The organism is Acetobacter musti, assembly GCF_011516835.1.
GTDB lineage: Bacteria > Pseudomonadota > Alphaproteobacteria > Acetobacterales > Acetobacteraceae > Acetobacter > Acetobacter musti.
The window spans coordinates 209,797-229,409 of the sequence record NZ_WOTB01000005.1 but is presented as its reverse complement, the minus strand read 5'-3'; the positions used below and the strand labels follow the sequence as shown (position 1 = coordinate 229,409).

Annotated in this window: 21 protein-coding genes and 1 pseudogene; 16 read left to right on the top strand and 6 right to left on the bottom strand. The window is 62.2% G+C overall.

Annotated features, from left to right (window positions below):
• Positions 1-121 precede the first annotated feature (121 nt).
• The 4 genes and pseudogenes from GOB93_RS06015 to GOB93_RS06000 all read left to right on the top strand — a co-directional run.
• Positions 122-412: pseudogene (locus GOB93_RS06015) on the top strand (HIT domain-containing protein); the annotation flags it as partial.
• Between the two features lie 530 nt (positions 413-942).
• Positions 943-1,695, top strand: coding sequence for a hypothetical protein (locus GOB93_RS06010; protein ID WP_173582572.1), 753 nt, complete (start codon positions 943-945; stop codon positions 1,693-1,695).
• 415 nt (positions 1,696-2,110) lie between these two features.
• On the top strand, positions 2,111-2,575 hold the full coding sequence (locus tag GOB93_RS06005) for a RidA family protein (RefSeq protein ID WP_173582571.1): 465 nt from the start codon (positions 2,111-2,113) through the stop codon (positions 2,573-2,575).
• Positions 2,575-3,720 carry a GNAT family N-acetyltransferase gene (locus GOB93_RS06000; RefSeq protein WP_173582570.1) on the top strand — a complete coding sequence of 382 codons (1,146 nt, stop codon included), beginning with the start codon at positions 2,575-2,577 and terminating at the stop codon, positions 3,718-3,720. The genes GOB93_RS06005 and GOB93_RS06000 overlap by 1 nt, the downstream gene beginning before the upstream one ends.
• A gap of 11 nt (positions 3,721-3,731) precedes the next feature.
• Here GOB93_RS06000 and GOB93_RS05995 read toward each other — a convergent pair whose 3' ends face one another.
• On the bottom strand, positions 3,732-3,974 hold the full coding sequence (locus GOB93_RS05995) for a hypothetical protein (protein ID WP_173582569.1): 243 nt from the start codon (positions 3,972-3,974) through the stop codon (positions 3,732-3,734).
• Positions 3,975-4,298: 324 nt separating this feature from the next.
• A complete protein-coding gene (locus GOB93_RS05990; RefSeq protein WP_173582568.1) occupies positions 4,299-4,799 on the bottom strand; it encodes a DUF721 domain-containing protein in 501 nt (166 codons plus the stop codon).
• 11 nt (positions 4,800-4,810) lie between these two features.
• On the opposite strand from GOB93_RS05990, the gene GOB93_RS05985 reads away from it, so the two are divergent.
• From GOB93_RS05985 to hemH, 4 genes are all read left to right on the top strand, one after another.
• Positions 4,811-5,989, top strand: a complete 1,179-nt coding sequence (locus tag GOB93_RS05985) for an NUDIX domain-containing protein (protein WP_173582567.1) — start codon at positions 4,811-4,813, stop codon at positions 5,987-5,989.
• On the top strand, positions 5,986-6,621 hold the full coding sequence (locus tag GOB93_RS05980; protein ID WP_173582566.1) for a hypothetical protein: 636 nt from the start codon (positions 5,986-5,988) through the stop codon (positions 6,619-6,621). Before GOB93_RS05985 ends, GOB93_RS05980 begins: the two co-directional genes overlap by 4 nt.
• Positions 6,622-6,724: 103 nt before the next feature.
• Positions 6,725-6,883 carry a hypothetical protein gene (locus GOB93_RS05975; protein WP_173582565.1) on the top strand — a complete coding sequence of 53 codons (159 nt, stop codon included), beginning with the start codon at positions 6,725-6,727 and terminating at the stop codon, positions 6,881-6,883.
• A gap of 152 nt (positions 6,884-7,035) precedes the next feature.
• Entirely contained in the window at positions 7,036-8,070 is a 1,035-nt protein-coding gene (hemH, locus tag GOB93_RS05970) for a ferrochelatase (RefSeq protein WP_173582564.1), read from the top strand.
• Positions 8,071-8,108: 38 nt separating this feature from the next.
• Here hemH and GOB93_RS05965 read toward each other — a convergent pair whose 3' ends face one another.
• The 3 genes from GOB93_RS05965 to GOB93_RS05955 all read right to left on the bottom strand — a co-directional run bounded on the left by GOB93_RS05965 (position 8,109) and on the right by GOB93_RS05955 (position 12,945).
• Entirely contained in the window at positions 8,109-9,683 is a 1,575-nt protein-coding gene (locus GOB93_RS05965; protein ID WP_173582563.1) for a S10 family peptidase, read from the bottom strand.
• A 72-nt stretch (positions 9,684-9,755) separates the two neighbouring features.
• Positions 9,756-11,135 (bottom strand): sodium:solute symporter family protein, encoded by a 1,380-nt coding sequence (locus GOB93_RS05960; RefSeq protein WP_173582562.1) that lies wholly within the window; start codon positions 11,133-11,135, stop codon positions 9,756-9,758.
• 145 nt (positions 11,136-11,280) lie between these two features.
• Complete coding sequence (locus tag GOB93_RS05955; RefSeq protein ID WP_173582561.1) at positions 11,281-12,945, bottom strand: TSCPD domain-containing protein; 1,665 nt, start codon at positions 12,943-12,945, stop codon at positions 11,281-11,283.
• Positions 12,946-13,372: 427 nt separating this feature from the next.
• Between GOB93_RS05955 and GOB93_RS05950 the strand changes: the two genes are divergently transcribed.
• From GOB93_RS05950 to GOB93_RS05920, 7 genes are all read left to right on the top strand, one after another.
• Entirely contained in the window at positions 13,373-13,741 is a 369-nt protein-coding gene (locus GOB93_RS05950; RefSeq protein WP_173582560.1) for an NADH-ubiquinone oxidoreductase subunit NDUFA12 family protein, read from the top strand.
• A 142-nt stretch (positions 13,742-13,883) separates the two neighbouring features.
• On the top strand, positions 13,884-14,441 hold the full coding sequence (gene mlaD / locus GOB93_RS05945) for an outer membrane lipid asymmetry maintenance protein MlaD (RefSeq protein ID WP_173582559.1): 558 nt from the start codon (positions 13,884-13,886) through the stop codon (positions 14,439-14,441).
• Complete coding sequence (locus GOB93_RS05940) at positions 14,441-14,656, top strand: hypothetical protein (protein WP_173582558.1); 216 nt, start codon at positions 14,441-14,443, stop codon at positions 14,654-14,656. Before mlaD ends, GOB93_RS05940 begins: the two co-directional genes overlap by 1 nt.
• A gap of 1 nt (position 14,657) precedes the next feature.
• Complete coding sequence (locus GOB93_RS05935; protein ID WP_173582557.1) at positions 14,658-15,272, top strand: DUF2155 domain-containing protein; 615 nt, start codon at positions 14,658-14,660, stop codon at positions 15,270-15,272.
• 317 nt (positions 15,273-15,589) lie between these two features.
• The gene (gene otsB, locus GOB93_RS05930) at positions 15,590-16,330 is read left to right on the top strand and encodes a trehalose-phosphatase (protein WP_242010570.1); all 741 of its coding nucleotides are present in this window, start codon (positions 15,590-15,592) and stop codon (positions 16,328-16,330) included.
• Between the two features lie 2 nt (positions 16,331-16,332).
• Positions 16,333-17,694, top strand: coding sequence for an alpha,alpha-trehalose-phosphate synthase (UDP-forming) (locus tag GOB93_RS05925; RefSeq protein ID WP_173582556.1), 1,362 nt, complete (start codon positions 16,333-16,335; stop codon positions 17,692-17,694).
• Between the two features lie 73 nt (positions 17,695-17,767).
• On the top strand, positions 17,768-18,313 hold the full coding sequence (locus GOB93_RS05920) for a disulfide bond formation protein B (RefSeq protein WP_173582555.1): 546 nt from the start codon (positions 17,768-17,770) through the stop codon (positions 18,311-18,313).
• Here the strand turns inward: GOB93_RS05920 and GOB93_RS05915 are convergent.
• Positions 18,282-18,449 (bottom strand): DUF1328 domain-containing protein, encoded by a 168-nt coding sequence (locus GOB93_RS05915; protein ID WP_173582554.1) that lies wholly within the window; start codon positions 18,447-18,449, stop codon positions 18,282-18,284. The genes GOB93_RS05920 and GOB93_RS05915 overlap by 32 nt on opposite strands.
• A 262-nt stretch (positions 18,450-18,711) precedes the next feature.
• Between GOB93_RS05915 and GOB93_RS05910 the strand changes: the two genes are divergently transcribed.
• A complete protein-coding gene (locus GOB93_RS05910) occupies positions 18,712-19,410 on the top strand; it encodes a fumarylacetoacetate hydrolase family protein (protein WP_173582553.1) in 699 nt (232 codons plus the stop codon).
• Positions 19,411-19,613 lie beyond the last annotated feature (203 nt).

The following is a 19,613-nucleotide window of genomic DNA, read 5'->3' as shown; positions in this document are numbered from 1 at the left end:
ACTGCGTTCAGAACCCGCCGCCAGAAGCAGAATATCGTCAATATTCCAGATCGGGCTCCTGTGGGATGACTGAATTCTACAAAATGACCCGAAATTGCCTCAAGTGTGAGAAATCCGCGTCGAGAACGAATGGGCGCTCGCCTTCCACGATATCGGTCCGAAAGCCCCCGTCCACGTCCTCGTTATTCCCAAAGGTCCCTACGTCTCCTTCGTGGACTTCAGCGCCCGCGCCTCGGACGATGAAATCACCGGCTTCACCCGCGCCGTCGGCCACGTCGCCACTTCTCTGGGTCTCAATGAACCCGGCTACCGTCTCATCGGCAATGTCGGTCCCGATTCCGGCCAGGAAGTGCCTCACTTTCACGTCCATCTCCTCGGCGGACGCCTCTTGGGTGCTCTGGTTTCGCCCTGAAATGCTGCTTATTACGTTGACACACTGACCGGGACGAACCGTCTCCGGCCTCTGTCCGAACCCGACAGAGGCCGCAGGACCCTGTTCTCTTTTTGCCGGCGTTTGTATGCTTTGCACATGCAGGCGCGGCAGCTTTTTGGGTTTTGCCCCAAGCCCCGCAAAGGGACGCGGTCTCTTTGATCCCGGTTTGTTAAGACAGAGAGGGGAGCAAGTCGCCGTGCATAAGTACACCTTCGCATGCTGATCTCTCTCAGGCGCAAGGCAATAGGGTCTGCTCTGTCTCCTGTCTGCAAAATATATAAACGCTGTTTTGTTCATCGATCGGTTTTTCTGATCTCTGTCAGATTCATTTTTGAACAGGACAGAATGAGACGTAAGATTGCGGCATGACCGGCGCGATTTCGGAAAGCAGATTTGCGCTGTAAGTTTCACAGAGGCATCGGCCGAACGGCCCGGCAGTCAAATGTCCTCCGTAACAATCCGCGTGCGTGATACGCTGTGTGAGGCATCAGCCTGAAAAGGATTCCCCGATGTTCTTGCGCCATCTGATCCGGTACATGCGCTGGCTCACTGCCGGTATCGTAACATGCATGTTTTCCCCATACGCTGCACATGGGGCGCCTGTCCGGCAGAGAAATTTCGTCGGATGTCCCGCTGATGGTCAGACAGGTCCGATCGCCCCTCCCGATCATTTAAGCACGAACTTCTCCACACCACGGACTCTGCCGGCAGGTCTGACAATCTATGCCGCGGAAGATATTGCAGCAGTGGCGCCGGCGGGGTGGCATTGTCTTGAGATGTATGGATCATCGGGCAGTTTTCTTCTTCTGCAGCCGCAACCCATTCCATCCAGCGCCATCATTTCTGACTTCCGGCTGACCGGCCCGGCAATCCAGGTCTCTTCCATCAATGGTGAGACGAGCGGTCGCTTCGCGGTTGCCGGAATAATCGCGCGTCTGTTTCCGGCTCATCAGGCGTTTGTCGACAAGGTGATCCACGAAGGGATCGAGCCCGCGACAGATTTCCCGCGCGGACCTTACCCTGCGGATCAGATGACACGCGTCAGCCCGCAGGAATGGCGTTATACGACGCCCGCCCACGCGACGGGTCTGGGAACGCAAAGCCGGCTGGCTCCCAACAGCGATCCTGTCAGTGGAATCGTGAAACTCGACTCTGACATGGGCGTTTTTGAAATACAGGTGCGCCTGGGGCCGGCAGATTCGAAACAGACACCCGATGTAATCAGCCTGATTTATGAACTTAATCGCAGAGCAGCAGAATAGCGCGGTTCCCGCCCTGTTTTGACGACTTCATATCCGCAGGTGACACGGAACGGCTGACCGTCTCCCCATCAATCCGGCATCGAAAAAGCTTCAGAAGACACCGCCTTTTTGAAAAAAGGCGGAACCCAAAAACTTCCTGATGATTTAAAGGAGGTTTCACGAACGGGCGTTGAAAACGGTCTGTTGCACCATACGCATTCCGGCCGGGGTCGCCTGCCGACATTCCGTTTTCCCTGCATCAGGACGTCGCCACTTTCCTGCGACACAACCTGCGTCAGAGGGCGCGGGCTTTTCCCCGAACCCCATACTCACAGGCGTGATCCCACAAAAATCAGGCTCCGCCCTTGCCCCGTTTCCGTCCCGAAGGCACCCTGCGCCCTTCATATCCGATGACCAGCCGCAAGGATCGACACCGATGTCCGAAACCCCGGAATCCCGCCTCTCTTCCCTCGGGATCACCCTGCCGACACCGGCAACGCCCGTCGCCAACTACCTCCCGTGGACCCGCTCCGGCTCGCTCATCGTCATCTCCGGCCAGCTCCCGCTAAAGGACGGCAAACTCCTCGCCACCGGCAAACTCGGTGACGCCGTTTCGCTCGAAACCGGCACAGAAGCCGCCCGCTACTGCCTCATCAACCTGCTCGCGCAGCTGAAAACGGCTGTCGGCGACCTCTCGAAAGTCACCCGTGTCGTCCGCCTTGGCGGTTTCATCTCCTGTACACCGGGCTTCACCGCCCATGCCAGCGTGATGAACGGCGCGTCCGATCTCGCCGTTGACGCCTTCGGTGATGCCGGTCGCCATGCCCGTTCGACCGTCGGCGTGCCGTCTTTGCCGCTCGACGCGCCGGTCGAGGTCGAAGGGATGTTCGAGGTCGGCTGATGTCCGGCTGGACTGTCTCTCTTCACGCGAAAATCGCGGATATCCCGGTCGCGGACTGGGATGCCTGCGCGGGAGAGGACAATCCGTTCGTCAGTCATGGCTTTCTGTCCGCTGTGGAAGACAGCGGCTCGGCCACGCCCCGGACCGGCTGGCTGCCACAATACGTGGTGCTGCGTGATCCGTCCGGCCGTGTGGTCGCTGTCGCCCCGGCCTATCTGAAGTCACACTCCTACGGGGAATACGTGTTCGATCACGCCTGGGCACGGGCGTTCGAAAACGCGGGCGGAGCATATTATCCGAAACTGCAGATTGCTGTGCCATTCTCACCTGCGCCAGGTCCCAGGCTGCTGGTCCGGCCGGATGCGCCGACCGGCACGCGGGCCGCGCTGGGACAGGCGCTGGCGCAGGTCTGTGACGAGCTTGATCTGTCATCGGCGCATGTCACATTTTGCAATACGCAGGATTACGACTGCCTCGCAGACCAGGGCTGGCTGCGGCGGCTCGGCATGCAGTATCACTGGCACAATCGCGGCTATGACAGTTTCGATGCGTTTCTCGACGCATTGTCTTCACGCAAACGCAAAGTGCTGCGCCGTGAGCGCCGCGATGCCAATGCCTGCGGCCTCACCTTCCGGACGATCCGGGGAAGCAGCATCACCGAAGCGCTGTGGGATGCATTTTTTGTCTTCTACCACGCGACCGTGGACCGGAAATGGGGTCAGGCCTATCTGACGCGCCGCTTCTTTTCTCTGCTGTCAGAAAGACTTGGCGACCGGGTCGTTCTGATGATTGCCGAACATGAGGGCAGACCTGTTGCGGGAGCGCTTAATCTTCTCGGTGGCGACACTCTGTACGGCCGGAACTGGGGCTGCACCGGCGACTGGCCGTTCCTGCATTTCGAGCTTTGCTATTATCGCGCCATCGATTTCGCCATCGGGCATGGTCTGGCGCGTGTCGAGGCGGGGGCGCAGGGAGAACATAAAATCCAGAGAGGGTATCTGCCCGCTCTGACATTCTCAGCGCATCTGATCAGAAATGCCGGACTGCGCGGAGCCGTTTCGGATTTTCTCGATCAGGAGCGGCCTGCTGTCATGGCGGAAGCCGAGGCCCTTCTCGCCTTTTCGCCATATCGGCAGGAAAACTGAAATCCGCGGGCTTATGCCTGGACGGGTTCGGCAAGAGGCCGGTCGCACTGGTTTTCCGGCGCGGCTGTCCGGTCAGCAAGATGCGGACTCGTTCGCCGCAGCAGGCTGGCGCGAAGCATGGCGCCCGTGTCGCGGGGCGACATCTGTTCCCAGCGGGCCAGAAAATCGAGATCGGACCGTGTCTGCGGGTCCTGCTTCGGGACGATGTCAGCGTGCTCCCCGGCAACTGATCGCCCGGTGGTGTCGTGATCCATTGTGTACTCCTGCCGGAACGAACGCAGCTTCGCGAATCAGCAATTGCCGGATCCGGAAAGCGGGTCGATCTCGCATGTCTCCATGACCAAAAGGTAAAGTAATTTTCAACGCATAGGGGGCATACCGGAAGCTCCGGTCTCCGTCTGTCTCAGTCGTCCCGCAACCCACAGAAAACACCCGTGTCATATCGCTGGTCTGCCCAGGCTGAGCCTCTTTCGGGTCCCGGCGTACCCCGTCTTCCTTCGTACTGTCCGGTTGTTAGTGAAGACTCTGCCGGACATCTCTGGCTTTTTCGTGACAGCTCCGCCGGACCGGTTCGCCCGTCAGCGCTGGCGGCGGCGGTTTCGTTCGCTGATGCGGCTGCCCAGAGCTTCCAGCGCGGTCCGCAACGGCCCTTCCGGCATGTCCGGCAGTGTCACGGGCGGCGCGGAAGCCAATTTTGACCGCGGCGCGCGGGAGGAGCGGGCGGGAGGCTGAAAATCCTGCGTCAGGCGCAGACGTTCAACGGTTCCGGGGCCGCACCATGTGTTGATCCGTTCGATCAGGCTGGTCTGCATATGCTGGAGCTCCATCGCCGCTGGCCCCAGACAGGCAATGGTGAGTGTGCCGGCGGAGAGTTTTTTCGGCTCCGTGCGCAGGGCCCAGTTCGGACCGACCACATTATGCCAGTCCAGAAAGAGGGTTACGGCAACGGGCGAGCGCTTGCGGAACGCCGGGCGCGTCACGGCGGGAAGCAGGGCGGAGAGACTGCGGGCGGTGAATGCGCGTCTGGGCGGCTGCGTTTCTGCAGTGTTGCCCTTGCCGGTTGTCTTCGCGGCTTTCATAACACGTCCCTGTGACCCTGAGTTCATCTGCGCTTCTTAACTGGTATGACCGGAATCGCCGTTCGCTGCCCTGGCGCGCGTCTCCGGGCGATCTGGCCGATCCTTATCACGTCTGGATCAGCGAGATCATGCTGCAGCAGACCACAGTCAGGGCTGTCATTCCATATTATCTGAGATTCCTCGAACGATTCCCGACGCTTTCGTCCCTGGCCGGCGCGCCGGTTGATGACGTTCTCGTTCTCTGGGCTGGGCTGGGCTACTACTCACGGGCGCGCAATCTGCATCGCTGCGCGCAGGTTCTGGTGGAAAATGGCGGCTTCCCGCGCGATGTCGAAGGACTGAAAGCGCTGCCGGGGATCGGCGCCTACACGGCCGCGGCGATTGCGGCAATCGCTTTCGGGATACCGGTCGTACCTGTGGACGGCAATGTCGAACGGGTGACGGCGCGCGTGTTCGCCGTCGAGGCCCCATTACCCGGCGCACGAAAGATACTGGCTGAACGGGCCGCCACGCTCAATATGGGCAGAGCCGCCAGAAACCGTCCTTCCGATTTTGCCCAGGCCCTGTTCGATCTGGGCGCCGGGATCTGCACGCCACGCTCTCCGGCCTGCGTTCTATGCCCGTGGCAGGATGGCTGCGCGGGACGTAAGGCGGGGATACAGGCGCTTCTGCCTTACCGGGCGCCGAAAGCGGACCGGCCAGCCCGTTATGGTGTCCATTTCCTCCTTACGGATGATACCGGCCGGATTCTGATGCGGCGCCGTCCGTCGACGGGGCTGCTGGGCGGAACAGTCGAACTGCCGGGAACGGACTGGCGGTCAGCGCCATGGCCGCCAGGAGACGCATTGCCCTATGCGCCGTTCGCTGAGCGGGCCGGTGAATCTGAGCGCGCAGGTGAAAATGTGAGATGCATCCGGTGGGAATCCGCCGGTTCCGTTAAGCATGTATTTACCCATTTCTCGCTTTCTGTAGCAGTGCAGGTGGCGAGACTTTCAACGATGCCCAACCCTGACGGCAGCGATGGTTTTCTGGTGCGGACGGATGAGATGCAGAAGAACGCGCTCTCCTCTCTGATGAAAAAATGCGTGCAGACAGGGCTGGAATTTCTCGGAGAGGCTGCCACCCCGTTGCCACAGGATGGGTCCGTCCGGGTGAGCCGCAGGAAAAGGACCGGAGGAAACAGCGTATGAGTCAGGCGCAGAATTCCGGGCAGGAGATCTGGCTGATGGATTATTTCGGCCGCTTTCTGCACAACGACCCCCGGCATGACCGGATTGTCGCTGTGACGCCGGACGCGTGTCCGGATGGGCGGCCGGGGCTGCTTCTGGACATCGATCCCCTGCGTGACGATGCGCCTTTCGCGCTGGTCAAACGCGAATCGAGCCCGATGCCACTGCCGCATATCGAACCCGTGACACTGAACGGCCTGGCGATCGCGATAAAGGTTCTGGACGAGGATGGTCCTTACGCTGAATGCCGGGACAGGTTTTTTTCCAGCCAGCCCAGCGGGGAAGTGATGTTTGATCGCAGTCACTGTTCGGGATGGGAGTTTTACGCGCCCATTCCCGCCAGCACCGCCAGAACATTATTCCCGGGCAGCGGATTTATTCTCCGGGACGATAAGGACAATGTATTTCCGGCGCCCGTACCGGAAACCGGTCATTCCGTCCTGGTCGCGGGGCGGACCTATCCGCTGGACACGGTCAGCACGTTTCTGACGCAGCTCGGCGCTCTCGCGCCAGATGAGAGCGCCCGGCTTGTTCTGCCTCCTCTCGGCGATCATCCTGAAATGCCCGTGACGGCCACTCATCTGCATGGATGATTTTGCACTTGCGCCCCGGCCGGCAGCGTGTCCTAGTTGAAAATCCGGAAGCAGCCGCCGTGCGCGAGGCCCGGCATTGCACCGGAAGCGTGGGAGTAGCGAAGTGTCTTTATTCAGTGACATCGCGTCATACATGCCGCATCTGAACATTGCCGAAATGATTTGTCTGTCTGCCGCCGCCGGAATGGCCGTGCTTACGGGGCGTCTGTCCGCACGCAGCGCCGCCCTGCGTTACGTCCCGGTTCGCGTCCGGCGTCGCTGATCCGGTTCTGACTGTGTGAGCCCGCATAATACCTCGCGGGTTCATGAAGGTGCCGGAACGGTATACCGTCTGACTGTCCCGGTTCTGATATCGGGTGTCGATCTCTGTCGTCCGCATTTCGCGAACGGAGCGATTGCGGTAAGCAGGATCGTATGAGCTTTCTGCATATTTCCGGCCCTTCCGCTCCGGCCCCGATGGGACAGGGCCGTATCGGCATTCTTCTGATCAGTCTCGGAACGCCGGACGACACCAGCTTTTCCGGTGTGCGGCGATATCTCTCCGAATTCCTTTCCGATCAGCGCGTCATAGAAGCGTCGCCGGTTGTGTGGCAGCCCATTCTGCAGGGCGTGGTGCTGACAGTCCGGCCCCGTCGCAGTGGCGCCGCCTACCGTCGCATATGGAACACCGGGCGCGATGAAAGTCCGCTGCGGACCTATACCCGCGAACAGGCGGATGGGCTGGCAAAGCAGTTCGCGGATGAGAACGTCAGCGTCGCCTGGGGCATGCGTTATGGATCTCCCTCCGTAGCGACGGCTGTTGAGGAACTGGTCACGGCCGGATGCGACCGCATCCTGTGCATGCCGCTTTATCCGCAGTACAGCGCAACGACGACAGCAACGGCGAATGATCAGCTGTTCCGGTTCCTGATGAAACTGCGTCGTCAGCCCGCCATCCGGACATTACCCGCTTTTGCCGATCATCCCGTCTATATCAGGGCTCTGGCGGAGACAGCGCGACAGGCCCTGAGCGCGCTGTCCGTGCCACCGCAGATGATTGTGACCTCCTTCCACGGCCTGCCGAAAGACTATGTCGCCAAAGGCGATCCATATCGCGAAGACTGCATGCGGACGGTCATTGCGTTGCGGGCGGCGATGGGCATGACGGAAGCGGACATGCCGCTGACATTCCAGTCGCGCTTCGGACCCGCAAAATGGCTGGAACCCTATACCGCGCCGTTTATCGCCGGCCTTCCCGCGAAAGGCATCAGACGGATCGCGGTCATGATGCCGGGCTTCATGGCTGACTGTATCGAAACGCTCGATGAGATCGGTAACGAAGTGCGGGCCGAGTTCCTCACGGCCGGAGGGGAGGAGCTTAGTCTAATCCCCTGCCTGAACGGCAGCCCCGAGGCGATTGGCCTGCTGGAGGCACTGGCGCGGTCTGAGCTTCAGGGCTGGATCGCATAACGCGGCCAGAGGGGAATTTCCCCCTCCGGCCTGGCGGTTCACGGCGTCAGGAAAGCCTTTACATCCCGCGACAGGGCCGCGCGGCTGGCGGGACGGGTGTAGAGCATGTGACCACCCGGATAGACATGCAGGTCAATCCGGTCGCGGCCGACAGGAATATGTTCGGCAACCCAGCGGGAACTGGCGAACGGACAGACCAGATCGAAATAGCCGTTGGCGATGAACACCCGCAAAGTGGGATTGAGCGCCAGCAGTTTGCGGAGCTGCGGAATTTCGCTGGCGACCGGCTCACCCTCGCCGCGATAATCCCAGGCGCTGTTCACTTTCAGATCAAGCAGATCATAGGTCAGCTCGGTATGAAAGCCCAGGGTCTGCGCGGCGTAACCTTCAAAGGCATTGCCATAGGCCCGCCCGAAGCCGAACAGAACGGGGTCCGGGCTATCACTGTTTTCGATCCCTTCGGGAAACGGATCGGCAATGGAAAGCGTGCCGTCATAGAGGGAGAAAAGGCGGCCGTTGCGGCTGCGGACATCGTGGGCCTGAGGGTCCGGCGTGCCACGCTCGCGGGCCACGACTGCCGGATCGAGCCCGGTTCTGGTGGCGACTTCCGCATAGAAACCACGGGCGTCATCGCTGCTGGCCGGCAGCGGAGCGGCGAGAGTCGTCAGATAGGGGCCGAAGGCGTAGCGATATGAGTCCTCGATCGCATCCGGCGTCAGCTTATGCTGCATGTCGAGACGCGAGGCCTCCAGCGACGGCAGCAGCATGGCGGAGGCAAGCGGATTGTTCGCCGCGTCCAGCAGTTTCATTTCCAGAGCCGGCGAGATCATGATGATTCCGTTCAGGATCATGTTCTGCTGCTGCTGAAGCGCCGTAGCCACCTCGATCGAGCGGATGCCGCCATAGCTTTCCCCGACCAGGTAATGCGGTGAGGCATGCCGGCCGTTCGCGCCGATCCACAGACTGATCGCCTTGGCGAAGGCGCGGGCATCGGCTTTCGTGCCGTAGAACATCTTGTCGGCGGTATCCGGTTTCACCGGCACGGAATAGCCGGTGCCGATCGCGTCGATGAACACCATGTCCGTGGCGGCCAGCCAGCTGTCGGGATTGGGACCAAGCTTCGCATTGGCGCCGTCTGTCGGATTGCCGGCAGGCATGGTCAGCGCGGTCGGACCAGCTGCGCCCAGATTAAGATATGCGCTGCCGCCACCAGGACCGCCATTAAAGAAGAAGGAAACAGGCCGTTTGTCCGCCTGACCGCCATCAAGAGTATAGGAGACATAGAAGACGCGGGCGGTCGGCTCGCCCTTGTCATCCCGCAGCGTGAGCGTGCCGGCATGCGCTGTGTAGCCAAGCTGCTTCCCGCCTGATGTGAGCGTCTGATGCGTAACGGAATCGGCCGGCAGAAGAGCGGCGGAACCGGTCATTTTCGGCTTGTCGTCGCTCTTGTCCGGATCGGTCTTCTGAACCGGATGCGGCTTGTCGAGCGCCATGGCCGGCATCGCGGACGTGACAAACAGCCCCGAGGTGACGAACAGCGTTGTGGCGCAGAGCAGAACGCGATTCAGAACCCGTTTCCGCGTTCCGGCGTGCCTGCGGGGATGTGTGACCATGATGCCTCCGTTGTGACAGAACCGGCCCGCCGCACTCCGGACGGACTTCACCTGCGGAGAGAAGCGATACCGTCAGCGCGGCGTCTGTGCCAGCCCATGCCGTGACCGCAGCGACACCGCCGTCACGATGGCGGCGTTGAAGGCGAGGCCGATCAGACCCGGATTGATGCCGTTCGTGTCGATGCCGCCGAGGAACAGCACGGTCGGGATCGTCACACCGGTGATGAGGCCGGCGATGACGCCGCTGGCCGGTACGGACAGATCGAGGCCGATGATCAGAACACCAGGAAGAAGCTGCGTCAGCCCGAAATAGCTCAGATTGTTCATGGTGGCCGCGATCGAGGCGGCCCAGGTGGCGCCAAGCATGGAGGCGATCAGATAGATCACCGAAATAAACTGCGCGCCGCGCTTCTGATGCCTCTCGCTGAGTCCCTTCAGCAGATTGTGAGTCAGGAGCGGGCCGATCACGAGGCAGGTGCTGGCGAGCACGACCAGCCCCGACAGCGCCGCGCCGCCGGCCACGACCCCGATCAGCCATGGAGAGAGGAGGTGGCGGGCCGTATCGATGAAAATGTGGTTCGGAGAGAGGCCGGAGCCGAAAGCGCCACGGGCATAAAACGCAGTCAGCATCAGAAACACGAACATAGTCATGTAAAGCGGCATGGCGATCATCGCGCGCCGGATCGCCTGCGGATTACGGGCGGTGAAAAACGACGCGATGGCCGCGGGAAACAGGAACAGGCCGGATGCCTGAAACAGCGTGTTCGTGATCATCACGCGAATGTCGCGGCCGGTGAAGACCGGATCATCAAGACCCTGCAGCATCGTTTGGTACCCATGCGGCAGCCGGAAGATCGCAAGCCCGACCACGACAATCGCGGCCAGCAGCAGCGTGTCCTTGATCACCGAGACATAGGCCGGCGCGCGGATGCCGGAAATGGCCGTGTAGCTGTAGGCGAGAATGGCCGCGACCGTCATCAGAACCCAGGACGGCAGCGTGAAACCGAGCCCCTGCAGCACCATTGTCAGCCCCATGAACTGCATGACGCCCCAGGGAATCATGAAGACGATCGCGACGAGAGAAACGAGGATTTCGAGTGTGCGGCTGCGAAAATGCCGGCAGAACAGATCCGAGACGGTCACCGGATCATAGCGCCGGGCAGCGTTCCAGATCATGGGAGCGAGGAAGTATCCCACCGGAAAGGCCAGCACCACATAGGCTGTGAACCAGATGCAGAAAGAGGTGCCGTGGAGATAAACTCCTCCGGGAAATGCCGTAAGAACGCCGAGGCTGTACGTTTCACCGGCGGCAAGAAAGAACAGCAGAAGGCCGCCGAACTGGCGTGACGCCACGAAATAGTCGTGGATTTCATCGTGACGCCGGCCGCCACGCGACCACCAGGCCGTGAGCAGCGATGCCGCCAGAATCGCAATGAAGACAAATCTGGTCATCAGGCGGGGCCGCTCCGTATCCGGTGTCACTCTGCCGGGTCAATGCCGACGCGGCAGAGTCAATACGGACAAGAAATAACAGGCCTGTCGAGAGGGGATCGTGAAAAGTGTCCCCCGCTTCTCTCTGCTCCGGTCTCGGCCCCGTCTAGCTGACCAGCCGGAGGCCCCGTGGTCGCGGCTGCCCCGGAGGCCGCGTTCCGGCCGCCCTGGCGGCATCGAACTCGAATGGCAGCAGCGGCGAGAAATCCTCTCCGGAGTCCCGTGGCGCGTCGGGCAGCCTGCGCCCAAGATAGAGATCGGAAAGCGCCCGGAAAGCATAATCGAGCATCGATGTCGCGTAGGAGGCAACCGGATCGCCTTCAACGGTGCCCGCCGGCCCGAAGCAGGAATAGGCGAAGCGCTCCACGAAGTCCTCAAGGGGAACGCCATATTGCAGGCCGATGCTCACGGCTTCGCTGAAACACTCCATCAGCCCGCGGACCATCGCGTTTTCCCGCGCCGGAGTCAGCGAGATTTCCCCGAGCGTGCCGTCTTCGTATTCCGCTGTGCGCAGGAACAGGCGATGTCCGCCGATCGCCGTCTTCTGCATGATCCCGGTATGACGTTCCGGCAGCGCGCGGGCCACACCACGAGGCGGGATGCGCGGCAGCGGAGACGCCGACGGGTCCGGGCGCGCCGGCATGCGATCAACAAATCCCGCCAGCGCCCGGTACATCCGCATATGCGCGTCCGGTGCGGGCAGGGCGAGCGGAACGTCTCCGGCAAGACAGGCCGCGAAGGCTGTTTCGAGCGACAGACCGCGCGCCGCCAGACGGGCGAGGGTGCTGGTCGCCAGCCGCCCGTCCACGCGCAGCGGCGAGAAGATCGGGGCGAGACCGCAGGCTTCGCAGCCCAGCAGCGCGTCGACCGGTCCCGGAGCGGAGAAGCCGGTTTCGATCCGCCGGGCCGGCATGTCGGTTTCAACGGCGGCGCGCGCCCAGGCTTCCCGTGCAACGGGTGCGAGACCAGGGATGACATGACGATGCGGCGTCAGTGGCAGATGGTCGCAACCCGTGCCTTCGCGCACGACGAGCGTGGCGAGTGCGACGAGCGAACAGGCCGCGTCGCGCCCGTCATTGCTGTCATAATCAAGACCGAGCGCGGCAAGACAGGCGTCGAGATTGGTCAGCAGGATCTCTCCCGCGACAGGCTCCGGCTCGCCGAGAGGCAGGCCTGGTGCCGGATCTGCATCTTTTTTATCGGAAGTTTTCCCCGGCTTCTTCCGTTCCGGACGGGCGGATGATTCCAGAGGCAGGTCGAACAGCGTCGGTGCCACGATGGTCTCATCGAGAGCCAGTTCGCCGTTTCGCCTGTTCGCTTTTTCCTCCGCCTCTGTGCGCAGCGTCGCGCAGAGCAGCCGCAGGGCGGCGACATAGGCCTCTCCGGAGAATCCTTCTCCCGGCAGCGCGAAAGCGGCCAGGTTGACGACAAAGCCCGGACGCCGGTCGAACTCTCCGCTCCACAGCGCCAGTGTCGGCGCCGCCTGCCGCAGCATCAGCAGCCATGCGAGGGAGCGTCCGCTGACCGGAGCGAACTCCTCGCTTCCGGACGCTTCCCGGCCGCCGCCCGCAGGCGCCACTGCGTCGATCCATCGCGCGGATTCATCCGCGACAGAGACAGCGCCTGTTCCCGGTGCGATGCCGGCGAGCGCGGCAGCCGCGTCGTCATCCCAGTCGGCAGGAAGCGTGACCTGGCGCGTCGGGGCGTCAGGATCGGCGGAGGCCATCACAGTGCGCATCCGCACACCGTTCCAGTATCGTTGGGCGTTCATGAAGACAGTCTATCCCTCCGCCTGGCCGGTGCGGAAGCTGCGATCAGGCCACTGACGGTTCGCTAATGGTCCGTAAAACGAGGATATGGGGGATAACTTTTTCAACGACCTTGTCCGGCCCCTCAGCCGGCCTCCGGACCGATGGGATTTCGGGAAGACTCCGGCCCTGTCGGGACATGGGAAAGTGCAGGTGACAGCATTCTCATGCTCCGGACTCAGGACAGAGCCGGTCCGGAAGATCTCCGGGACATCAGAATCCAGGTACGGGGAGCCGGGCAGGGGGGATGTGACGGGGACAGACAGCAGGGACAGACAGTGAATCGATTTATTTCCGCCATCCGGACAACAGGGCCGGACAGCAGATTGTGAACGGGCAGAGACGCCGGATCTGTGGACGTCTTCTGTCCGGCACCGTATCGTCAGCGCCATGGCAACGCTCGGCACACTTCTTCACACCCGCCTGAACGGTCGTCTGGTCGGTAAAGACCAGGATGGTCGCTCTTACTACGAGTCGCGTCGTCCGACCCGCAAAGGCGGCGGCGTGCAGCGCTATGAACGCTGGGTTCTGTATCATAAGGGCGAGGATGGGTCCGCCCTGCCGCCTGAGTGGTGGAACTGGATTCATCATGTCGAGGATCAGCCGATCCCGATGGAGGCGCGGAAACCCTGGCAGCTTCCGAATCAGCCCAATCTGACCGGCACTCCGGGTGCGTACAGGCCGTCCGGCAGCGCCTATCGCGGTGGCAAACGGCCTCCTGCCACAGGCGATTATGAATCGTGGTCGCCGGACGAGTAAGCCGGCTGGCCCGATTCCGGCCCGTTACACATTCTTCACGCCCGAAGGACAGCCCTGCCCCCTTCACGATGATCTGCTATTGGTGCAGACAGGCTTTCAGCCCGGAGGCTGATGCCGCGACCGTGGATATGAATGAGGGCCGATGAATTCCGTTTCGACCAGTGCCGCGACACCTTCCGCCGTGCCCGCGCGTCCGTCGCGTTCCACCGTGGAACTGATCGCCGGCTTCGTCGTGATCGCTCTGCTGCTGGCCATGCTGGCGCTGGCTGTGCTCGGAACCGGGCGGAAGAGCGATGAGGGCTACCCGCTGACAGCCGGATTCTCCCATATCGATGGCCTCGATGTCGGCTCCGACGTGCGTCTCGCCGGCATCACCATCGGGCATGTGGCGTCCGAAACGGTCGATCCGAAGACGTTCAGAGCCAGCGTGACTTTCACGGTCAGACCGGATGTGCATCTCCCCGTCGATACGGCTGCGATCATCACCAGCGACAGTCTGCTGGGCGGGAAATATATCGCGCTCTCGCCGGGCGGAGATACCCGGATGCTCCGGGCGGGAAGCACGGTGGCGGAAACGCAGGGCTCGATCAGCCTCGAACAGCTTCTGAGCAAGTTCATCTTCTCCGTGACCGACACGCTGACCCAGGCGAACCGGGCGAAAGCCGGTTCTTCCCCGCAGGGCGGCGGAGATCTTCCGTAATGCCGGACGAAACGCCGAAAATATGGCCCCAGCCTGACGGGGCACCGGTGTCCTGCACCGAAAAGCTCGTCGTGCTGCGGGAAAACTGGGAAGAACTGCGTGACGTCATGCGGGACGCGTTCGAGGACGCCGTGCTGATGGGTGTCGATGAAGGCGAGATGAGACGGATGATCGCGGAGATGGCCGCTTCCCTGGCCCGGCCGGGAGAGCAATGAAATGAGAGTCCTGAAAGCCGGACTGGCGGTTGCCGGTCTCGGCGCGCTTGTGACGACCTGCGGCGCCATGCGGCAGGCGCGGGGAGCCGAACCGCTCGCGCCGCCCGCCATATATCCGGCCGGCACCTGGCAGGGGAAAAGCGAGGCCGTGCTGCGCGTTCTCAACCGGCTCGACGGTCATGTCGAAACCATTCATGTCACGGCCGGCGGCTCTGTCAGCTATCAGCATCTGACGATCGGCGTGGCGCGGTGTCTTGAGAACGCTCCCACTCTGCGGACCGACGCCGCTGCCTGGATCGACGTCCAGGACACACGGACCCAGGATCCCGGTTTTCATGGCTGGATGCTGGCGGCCGAACCGTCGCTCGGTATTTTTGAGAACCCTCTCTATGATATCCGCGTTACCGGCTGTGCAGGCGATGCCGTCGCTCCGGCGTTGCCTCAGCTTGAGCATCCTCCGGTCCCGCCATTGCCGGGGGCTAAATCAGACACCGGCGCCGCCGCGCCGGAAACACAGGGCGGGGCGCTGCCGGCCACAGGCAGCGGGTCAGCCCCCGGCCAGCCGGCAGCGCCTGCGACGCCGGATCAGAATGGCGCCGATACGGGGCCGCTCTGATATCACGATCCGTTGAAACAGCGGATGCCGGTGCCGGACCGGATGTCCTGCACGGAGAGCTGTGGCATGTGATCCGCTCATTCGGTCCGCAGGGCGTTTTGCAGTCCTGTCTCCCGGGATGAGACGCTTGTCGCTCTTCGGAGGGTCCGGCATTGTGGGTTTCTTCATGTCGCGGCGTCAGCGTTGCGGCCGGTGGTTCCATGCTGCCGTATGAACCCTCTGCGACGGCGTGGAACGTACTTAGAAGGAAAGAGGGTCCACCAATCGTGATTGCCTCAACCAGAGACACATCCGCATCTTCGGGCTCGCAGCCGCGTCTGTCCCGCGATCATCTGCCACTGTCGGAGGTGGCGTTCCTTCTCGATTTTGACGGGACGCTCGTCGATATCGCACCGACGCCGGAATCGATCGTGGTGCCTCCGGGGCTGAAGGAAACCCTTCTTCGTCTGCGGGCCGCCTGCGGGGATGCGCTCGCCGTCATCACCGGGCGTCCGGTTCCCCAGATCGACGAGTTCCTTGGAGACGTACCTTTCGCCGTGGCCGGTGAACATGGAATCGCCATCCGGCATCGTCCCGGCGGCCCGATAGAACGGGCGGCACTTCCTCCCGTTCCGGGCGAGTGGCTCCGGGAAGCGCAGGACCTCGTGGCCTCGCTGCCGGGAACACGACTGGAACGCAAGGTCGGCGGATTTGTCCTGCATTATCGCGCGGCACCGGAGTCCGGAACAACTCTGCGGAAGGCCGCCGAGGCCTGGGTGGCTCCGACAAACGGCCTTTTTCATGTCCAGGCAGCCAAAATGGCCTGGGAAATCCGGCCCGCCGGTGTCGATAAAGGCTACGCCGTGCGGCTGCTGATGGAAAATGCGCCGTTCGCCGGCCGCAGACCCGTTTTCGTCGGAGACGACGTGACCGACGAGGACGGTGTGAAGGCCGCCGTGAGTCTCGGCGGCCTCGGTCTTCGCATTCCGGCTGATTTTCCGACCCCGGCAACATTCAGGGCGTGGCTCGCCTCGCTTGTACCGGCCACCGGAGATGCTGCTCCGGCCGGAGGTGCGTGACGATGGGACGTCTGGTCATTGTCTCGAACCGCGTGCCGGATCCGAGGGAACGGGATCAGCCCGCCGGCGGTCTGGCCGTGGCGCTGGCCGACGCGCTGCGCGACGAGGAGAGCAGTCTGTGGTTCGGCTGGTCCGGCCAGCAGGTGGATTTCGAGGGCGACCCGGAGGTCGCGGTCGACAGCCACCACAAGGTGACATACGCGACCATTCCGCTCACACCGGCGCAGCACCGGGGCTATTATCAGCGGTTCTCGAACGGAATTCTCTGGCCCTTATGCCATTACCGGCTCGGTCTGATGAATTACACCAAATCGGACTGGGAATCGTACCAGGACGTGAACACCATGTTCGCCCGGGCGCTTCTGCCGCTGCTGGAGCCCGGCGATACGATCTGGATTCAGGATTACCATCTCTTTCCGCTCGCGCAGATGCTGCGTGATCTGGGTGTGACGGCACCGATCGGCTTTTTCCTGCATATTCCGTTCCCGCCCTGGAGCCTCTTCAGGGCGCTGCCTCCCGCCGACGCGCTCCTCCGCGACATGGTCGCCTACGACCTGATCGGTGTGCAGACGGATGAGGACGCCGAGAATCTGAAGGAGTGCCTGCGGATCGAAGGGCTGGACGAGGGCGTGTCCCGGGTCATGGCGTGTCCGATCGGGATCGATCCGGTCAAATTTGGTGAGGAAGCCCGCGCCGCCTGGGATGGTGAGGAAGTCGCCCGCCTGCGGGACAGCATGCATGCCGAGCCGCTGATCATCGGCGTTGACCGTCTGGATTACTCAAAAGGTCTGGAAGAACGCTTCCTTGGATACGAACGGCTTCTGACGCGGTATCCCGAGCACCGGGGCCATGTGACCTATCTGCAGGTCGCGCCGGTTTCGCGCGGCGAGGTCGAGGAATACCGCCTGCTGCGTCGTCAGCTCGACGAGACGATCGGACGCATTAACGGCGCTTTCGCGGAATTCGACTGGACGCCGATCCGCTATCTTACGCGCCCGGTGCCGCGGACGGTCCTGGCGGGCTTCTATCGTCTCGCCGATGTCGCGCTTGTCACGCCGCTGCGGGACGGGATGAATCTGGTGGCCAAGGAATATATCGCCGCGCAGGACCCGGAAAATCCCGGCGCGCTGGTGCTGTCCCATCTTGCCGGGGCCGCGCCGGAACTTACCGAGGCTCTGCTGGTTAATCCTCATGACGCCGACGCCATCGCCGACGCGCTGCATCAGGCGCTGACCATGGACAAGGCGGCGAGGAAACGTCGCTGGAAACTGCTTGACGCGGAAGTACGCAGCACGACGGCGGGAACCTGGTCACGGGATTTTCTCACGGCTCTTCACGATGCGGGAAAGGCAAAGACTGCGTGATATCCTGCCGGATTGTGTTTGCATCCCGTGATCCGCGCGTTGTCCGCGCATCCACGGGAGAAGGGCGGTCTCAATGAGTCTGTATCCTCGCCGGCGTATTTTCCGCCGGACCGTGCCGGGACCGGTGAGGCTCCCGAACCTGCTGCTCGTCGTCGCGAGCGCGGTTGCCTTCGGCATGGTGTGGTGGGTGCAGGACGTGCGCGGAATCATGCCCTGCGGACTGTGCCTCTGGGAGCGATGGCCCTGGAGGATTGCGCTCATCATCGGCATCATTGGGCTGCTGGTGCCCAGGCGGATGGCGCGGGGGGTGGCCTGGCTTGGCACCCTGCCTCTGCTGGCCGTGGCCGCGCTGTCCGTGCTTCACGCAGGTGTGGAGTGGAAATTCTGGCCCAGTCCATTGCCCGAATGCCGGGCGCCGGTGCTTCACGGCACAACGATGGCCGAGCGTCTGGCGTCAATGCCGCTGACGCCCGGCAAACCATGCGATGCGCCGACCTATCTGGTCGACTGGCTTCCTGTTTCCATGACGGTGCTGGACGGTGTCGCAGCACTCGTCGTTCTTGCGCTGCTCGTTACTCTCCTGCGCGTCAGCGATTCTGGCGTCCGAAAAACAGGCTGACCACGAACAGCACGACGAAAATGAAGAACAGAATCTTGCCAATATAGGCAAAATTGGCCGCGATCCCGGTGAAACCGAATACGGCGGCGATCAGGGCGAAGATAAGAAAAATAAGTGTCCAGCGAATCAGGTCCATGGGGCTTTCTTCCATATCTGAGTGCAGGTCCAACGCGGCAGGATTGATCCAGGTTGCCCGGCACAGCGCTGTTTTGTGGCTCTCTGCTGCTGCATGCGTCTTTTCTGCATGATCGACTGTGCCAGACGGTTCTCCGGGGCGATCCCGGCGCACCGGATTTTCCCGTCGCGGCTTCGGGCACCGTTCCGGACACGTTTGCGGGAGCGGCCGGCGGAACGGGCGGCGTCCGATGTTATGATGCGACGCAGAGGAGACGTTCACGATGAACTACGTGTTTGAACCACCCGCGCAGGCCAGCATTCCGGTCGCCGGGGAAGCCGCCAGTTTTCCTGTGCGGCGCATCTGGTGCGTTGGCCGGAATTATGCGGAGCATACCCGGGAAATGGGAGGAGACCCTTCCCGTGATCCGCCGATTTTCTTCTCAAAACCCGCGGATGCCGTCACCACCGAGCGGTTTCTGCCGTTTCCGCTCCATACCGAAAATCTCAGTCATGAGGTGGAACTGGTTGTTGCGATCGGCGGAACAGGCGTCAATGTGGACCCGGAGGACGCTCTGGCGCTTGTCTACGGATACGCCGTCGGTCTCGACATGACACGACGCGATCTTCAGAACATCGCGAAAAAAGCCGGGCAACCATGGGATCTGAGCAAAGGGTTCGACCAGTCCTGCCCGATAACCGCGATCGTGCCTGCCGCGAAAGCGGGCCATCCGGATAAAGGCCGGATCACGCTTGAAGTAAACGGTGTGCTGAAACAGGATGGCGATCTGGAAGATCTGATCTGGTCAGTATCACAGATCATTGCCTTCCTTTCGACCTATGTCAGGCTGTGCCCCGGTGATCTGATCATGACCGGGACGCCGTCAGGCGTCGGCCCGGTGAAACCGGGGGATACGCTGCACGCAGAGTGCAAGGGGGTGGGACGTCTTGAAGTGACGTACACCGGCAAAACCGGAGACTGACGGTAAGGCGGCGAGCCGGGCATTGCACGGCTGCGCCGCAAAAGGCCGGAGTTGCTGCATCGCTCCGGCAGACAGACCGGAGCACGGACTTGCCCTGTCCCGGTCGCGGGCTGCGAGCGCATCCCGCCTGCGCCGGAGAAATGACCGGAGCGTCTCTGATATTATCCGCCAGATCAGTGCGGATGTCCCGGTATCAGGGACAT

Excerpts from the sequence above, each read along its gene's own strand:
- GOB93_RS06010 (WP_173582572.1), top strand. The coding sequence starts at position 943 with ATGTTCTTGCGCCATCTGATCCGGTACATGCGCTGGCTCACTGCCGGT.
- GOB93_RS06005 (WP_173582571.1), top strand. The coding sequence starts at position 2,111 with ATGTCCGAAACCCCGGAATCCCGCCTCTCTTCCCTCGGGATCACCCTG.
- GOB93_RS06000 (WP_173582570.1), top strand. The coding sequence starts at position 2,575 with ATGTCCGGCTGGACTGTCTCTCTTCACGCGAAAATCGCGGATATCCCG.
- GOB93_RS05995 (WP_173582569.1), bottom strand. The coding sequence starts at position 3,974 with ATGGATCACGACACCACCGGGCGATCAGTTGCCGGGGAGCACGCTGAC.
- GOB93_RS05990 (WP_173582568.1), bottom strand. The coding sequence starts at position 4,799 with ATGAAAGCCGCGAAGACAACCGGCAAGGGCAACACTGCAGAAACGCAG.
- GOB93_RS05980 (WP_173582566.1), top strand. The coding sequence starts at position 5,986 with ATGAGTCAGGCGCAGAATTCCGGGCAGGAGATCTGGCTGATGGATTAT.
- hemH (WP_173582564.1), top strand. The coding sequence starts at position 7,036 with ATGAGCTTTCTGCATATTTCCGGCCCTTCCGCTCCGGCCCCGATGGGA.
- GOB93_RS05965 (WP_173582563.1), bottom strand. The coding sequence starts at position 9,683 with ATGGTCACACATCCCCGCAGGCACGCCGGAACGCGGAAACGGGTTCTG.
- GOB93_RS05960 (WP_173582562.1), bottom strand. The coding sequence starts at position 11,135 with ATGACCAGATTTGTCTTCATTGCGATTCTGGCGGCATCGCTGCTCACG.
- GOB93_RS05955 (WP_173582561.1), bottom strand. The coding sequence starts at position 12,945 with ATGAACGCCCAACGATACTGGAACGGTGTGCGGATGCGCACTGTGATG.
- GOB93_RS05950 (WP_173582560.1), top strand. The coding sequence starts at position 13,373 with ATGGCAACGCTCGGCACACTTCTTCACACCCGCCTGAACGGTCGTCTG.
- mlaD (WP_173582559.1), top strand. The coding sequence starts at position 13,884 with ATGAATTCCGTTTCGACCAGTGCCGCGACACCTTCCGCCGTGCCCGCG.
- GOB93_RS05940 (WP_173582558.1), top strand. The coding sequence starts at position 14,441 with ATGCCGGACGAAACGCCGAAAATATGGCCCCAGCCTGACGGGGCACCG.
- GOB93_RS05935 (WP_173582557.1), top strand. The coding sequence starts at position 14,658 with ATGAGAGTCCTGAAAGCCGGACTGGCGGTTGCCGGTCTCGGCGCGCTT.
- GOB93_RS05925 (WP_173582556.1), top strand. The coding sequence starts at position 16,333 with ATGGGACGTCTGGTCATTGTCTCGAACCGCGTGCCGGATCCGAGGGAA.
- GOB93_RS05920 (WP_173582555.1), top strand. The coding sequence starts at position 17,768 with ATGAGTCTGTATCCTCGCCGGCGTATTTTCCGCCGGACCGTGCCGGGA.
- GOB93_RS05915 (WP_173582554.1), bottom strand. The coding sequence starts at position 18,449 with ATGGACCTGATTCGCTGGACACTTATTTTTCTTATCTTCGCCCTGATC.
- GOB93_RS05910 (WP_173582553.1), top strand. The coding sequence starts at position 18,712 with ATGAACTACGTGTTTGAACCACCCGCGCAGGCCAGCATTCCGGTCGCC.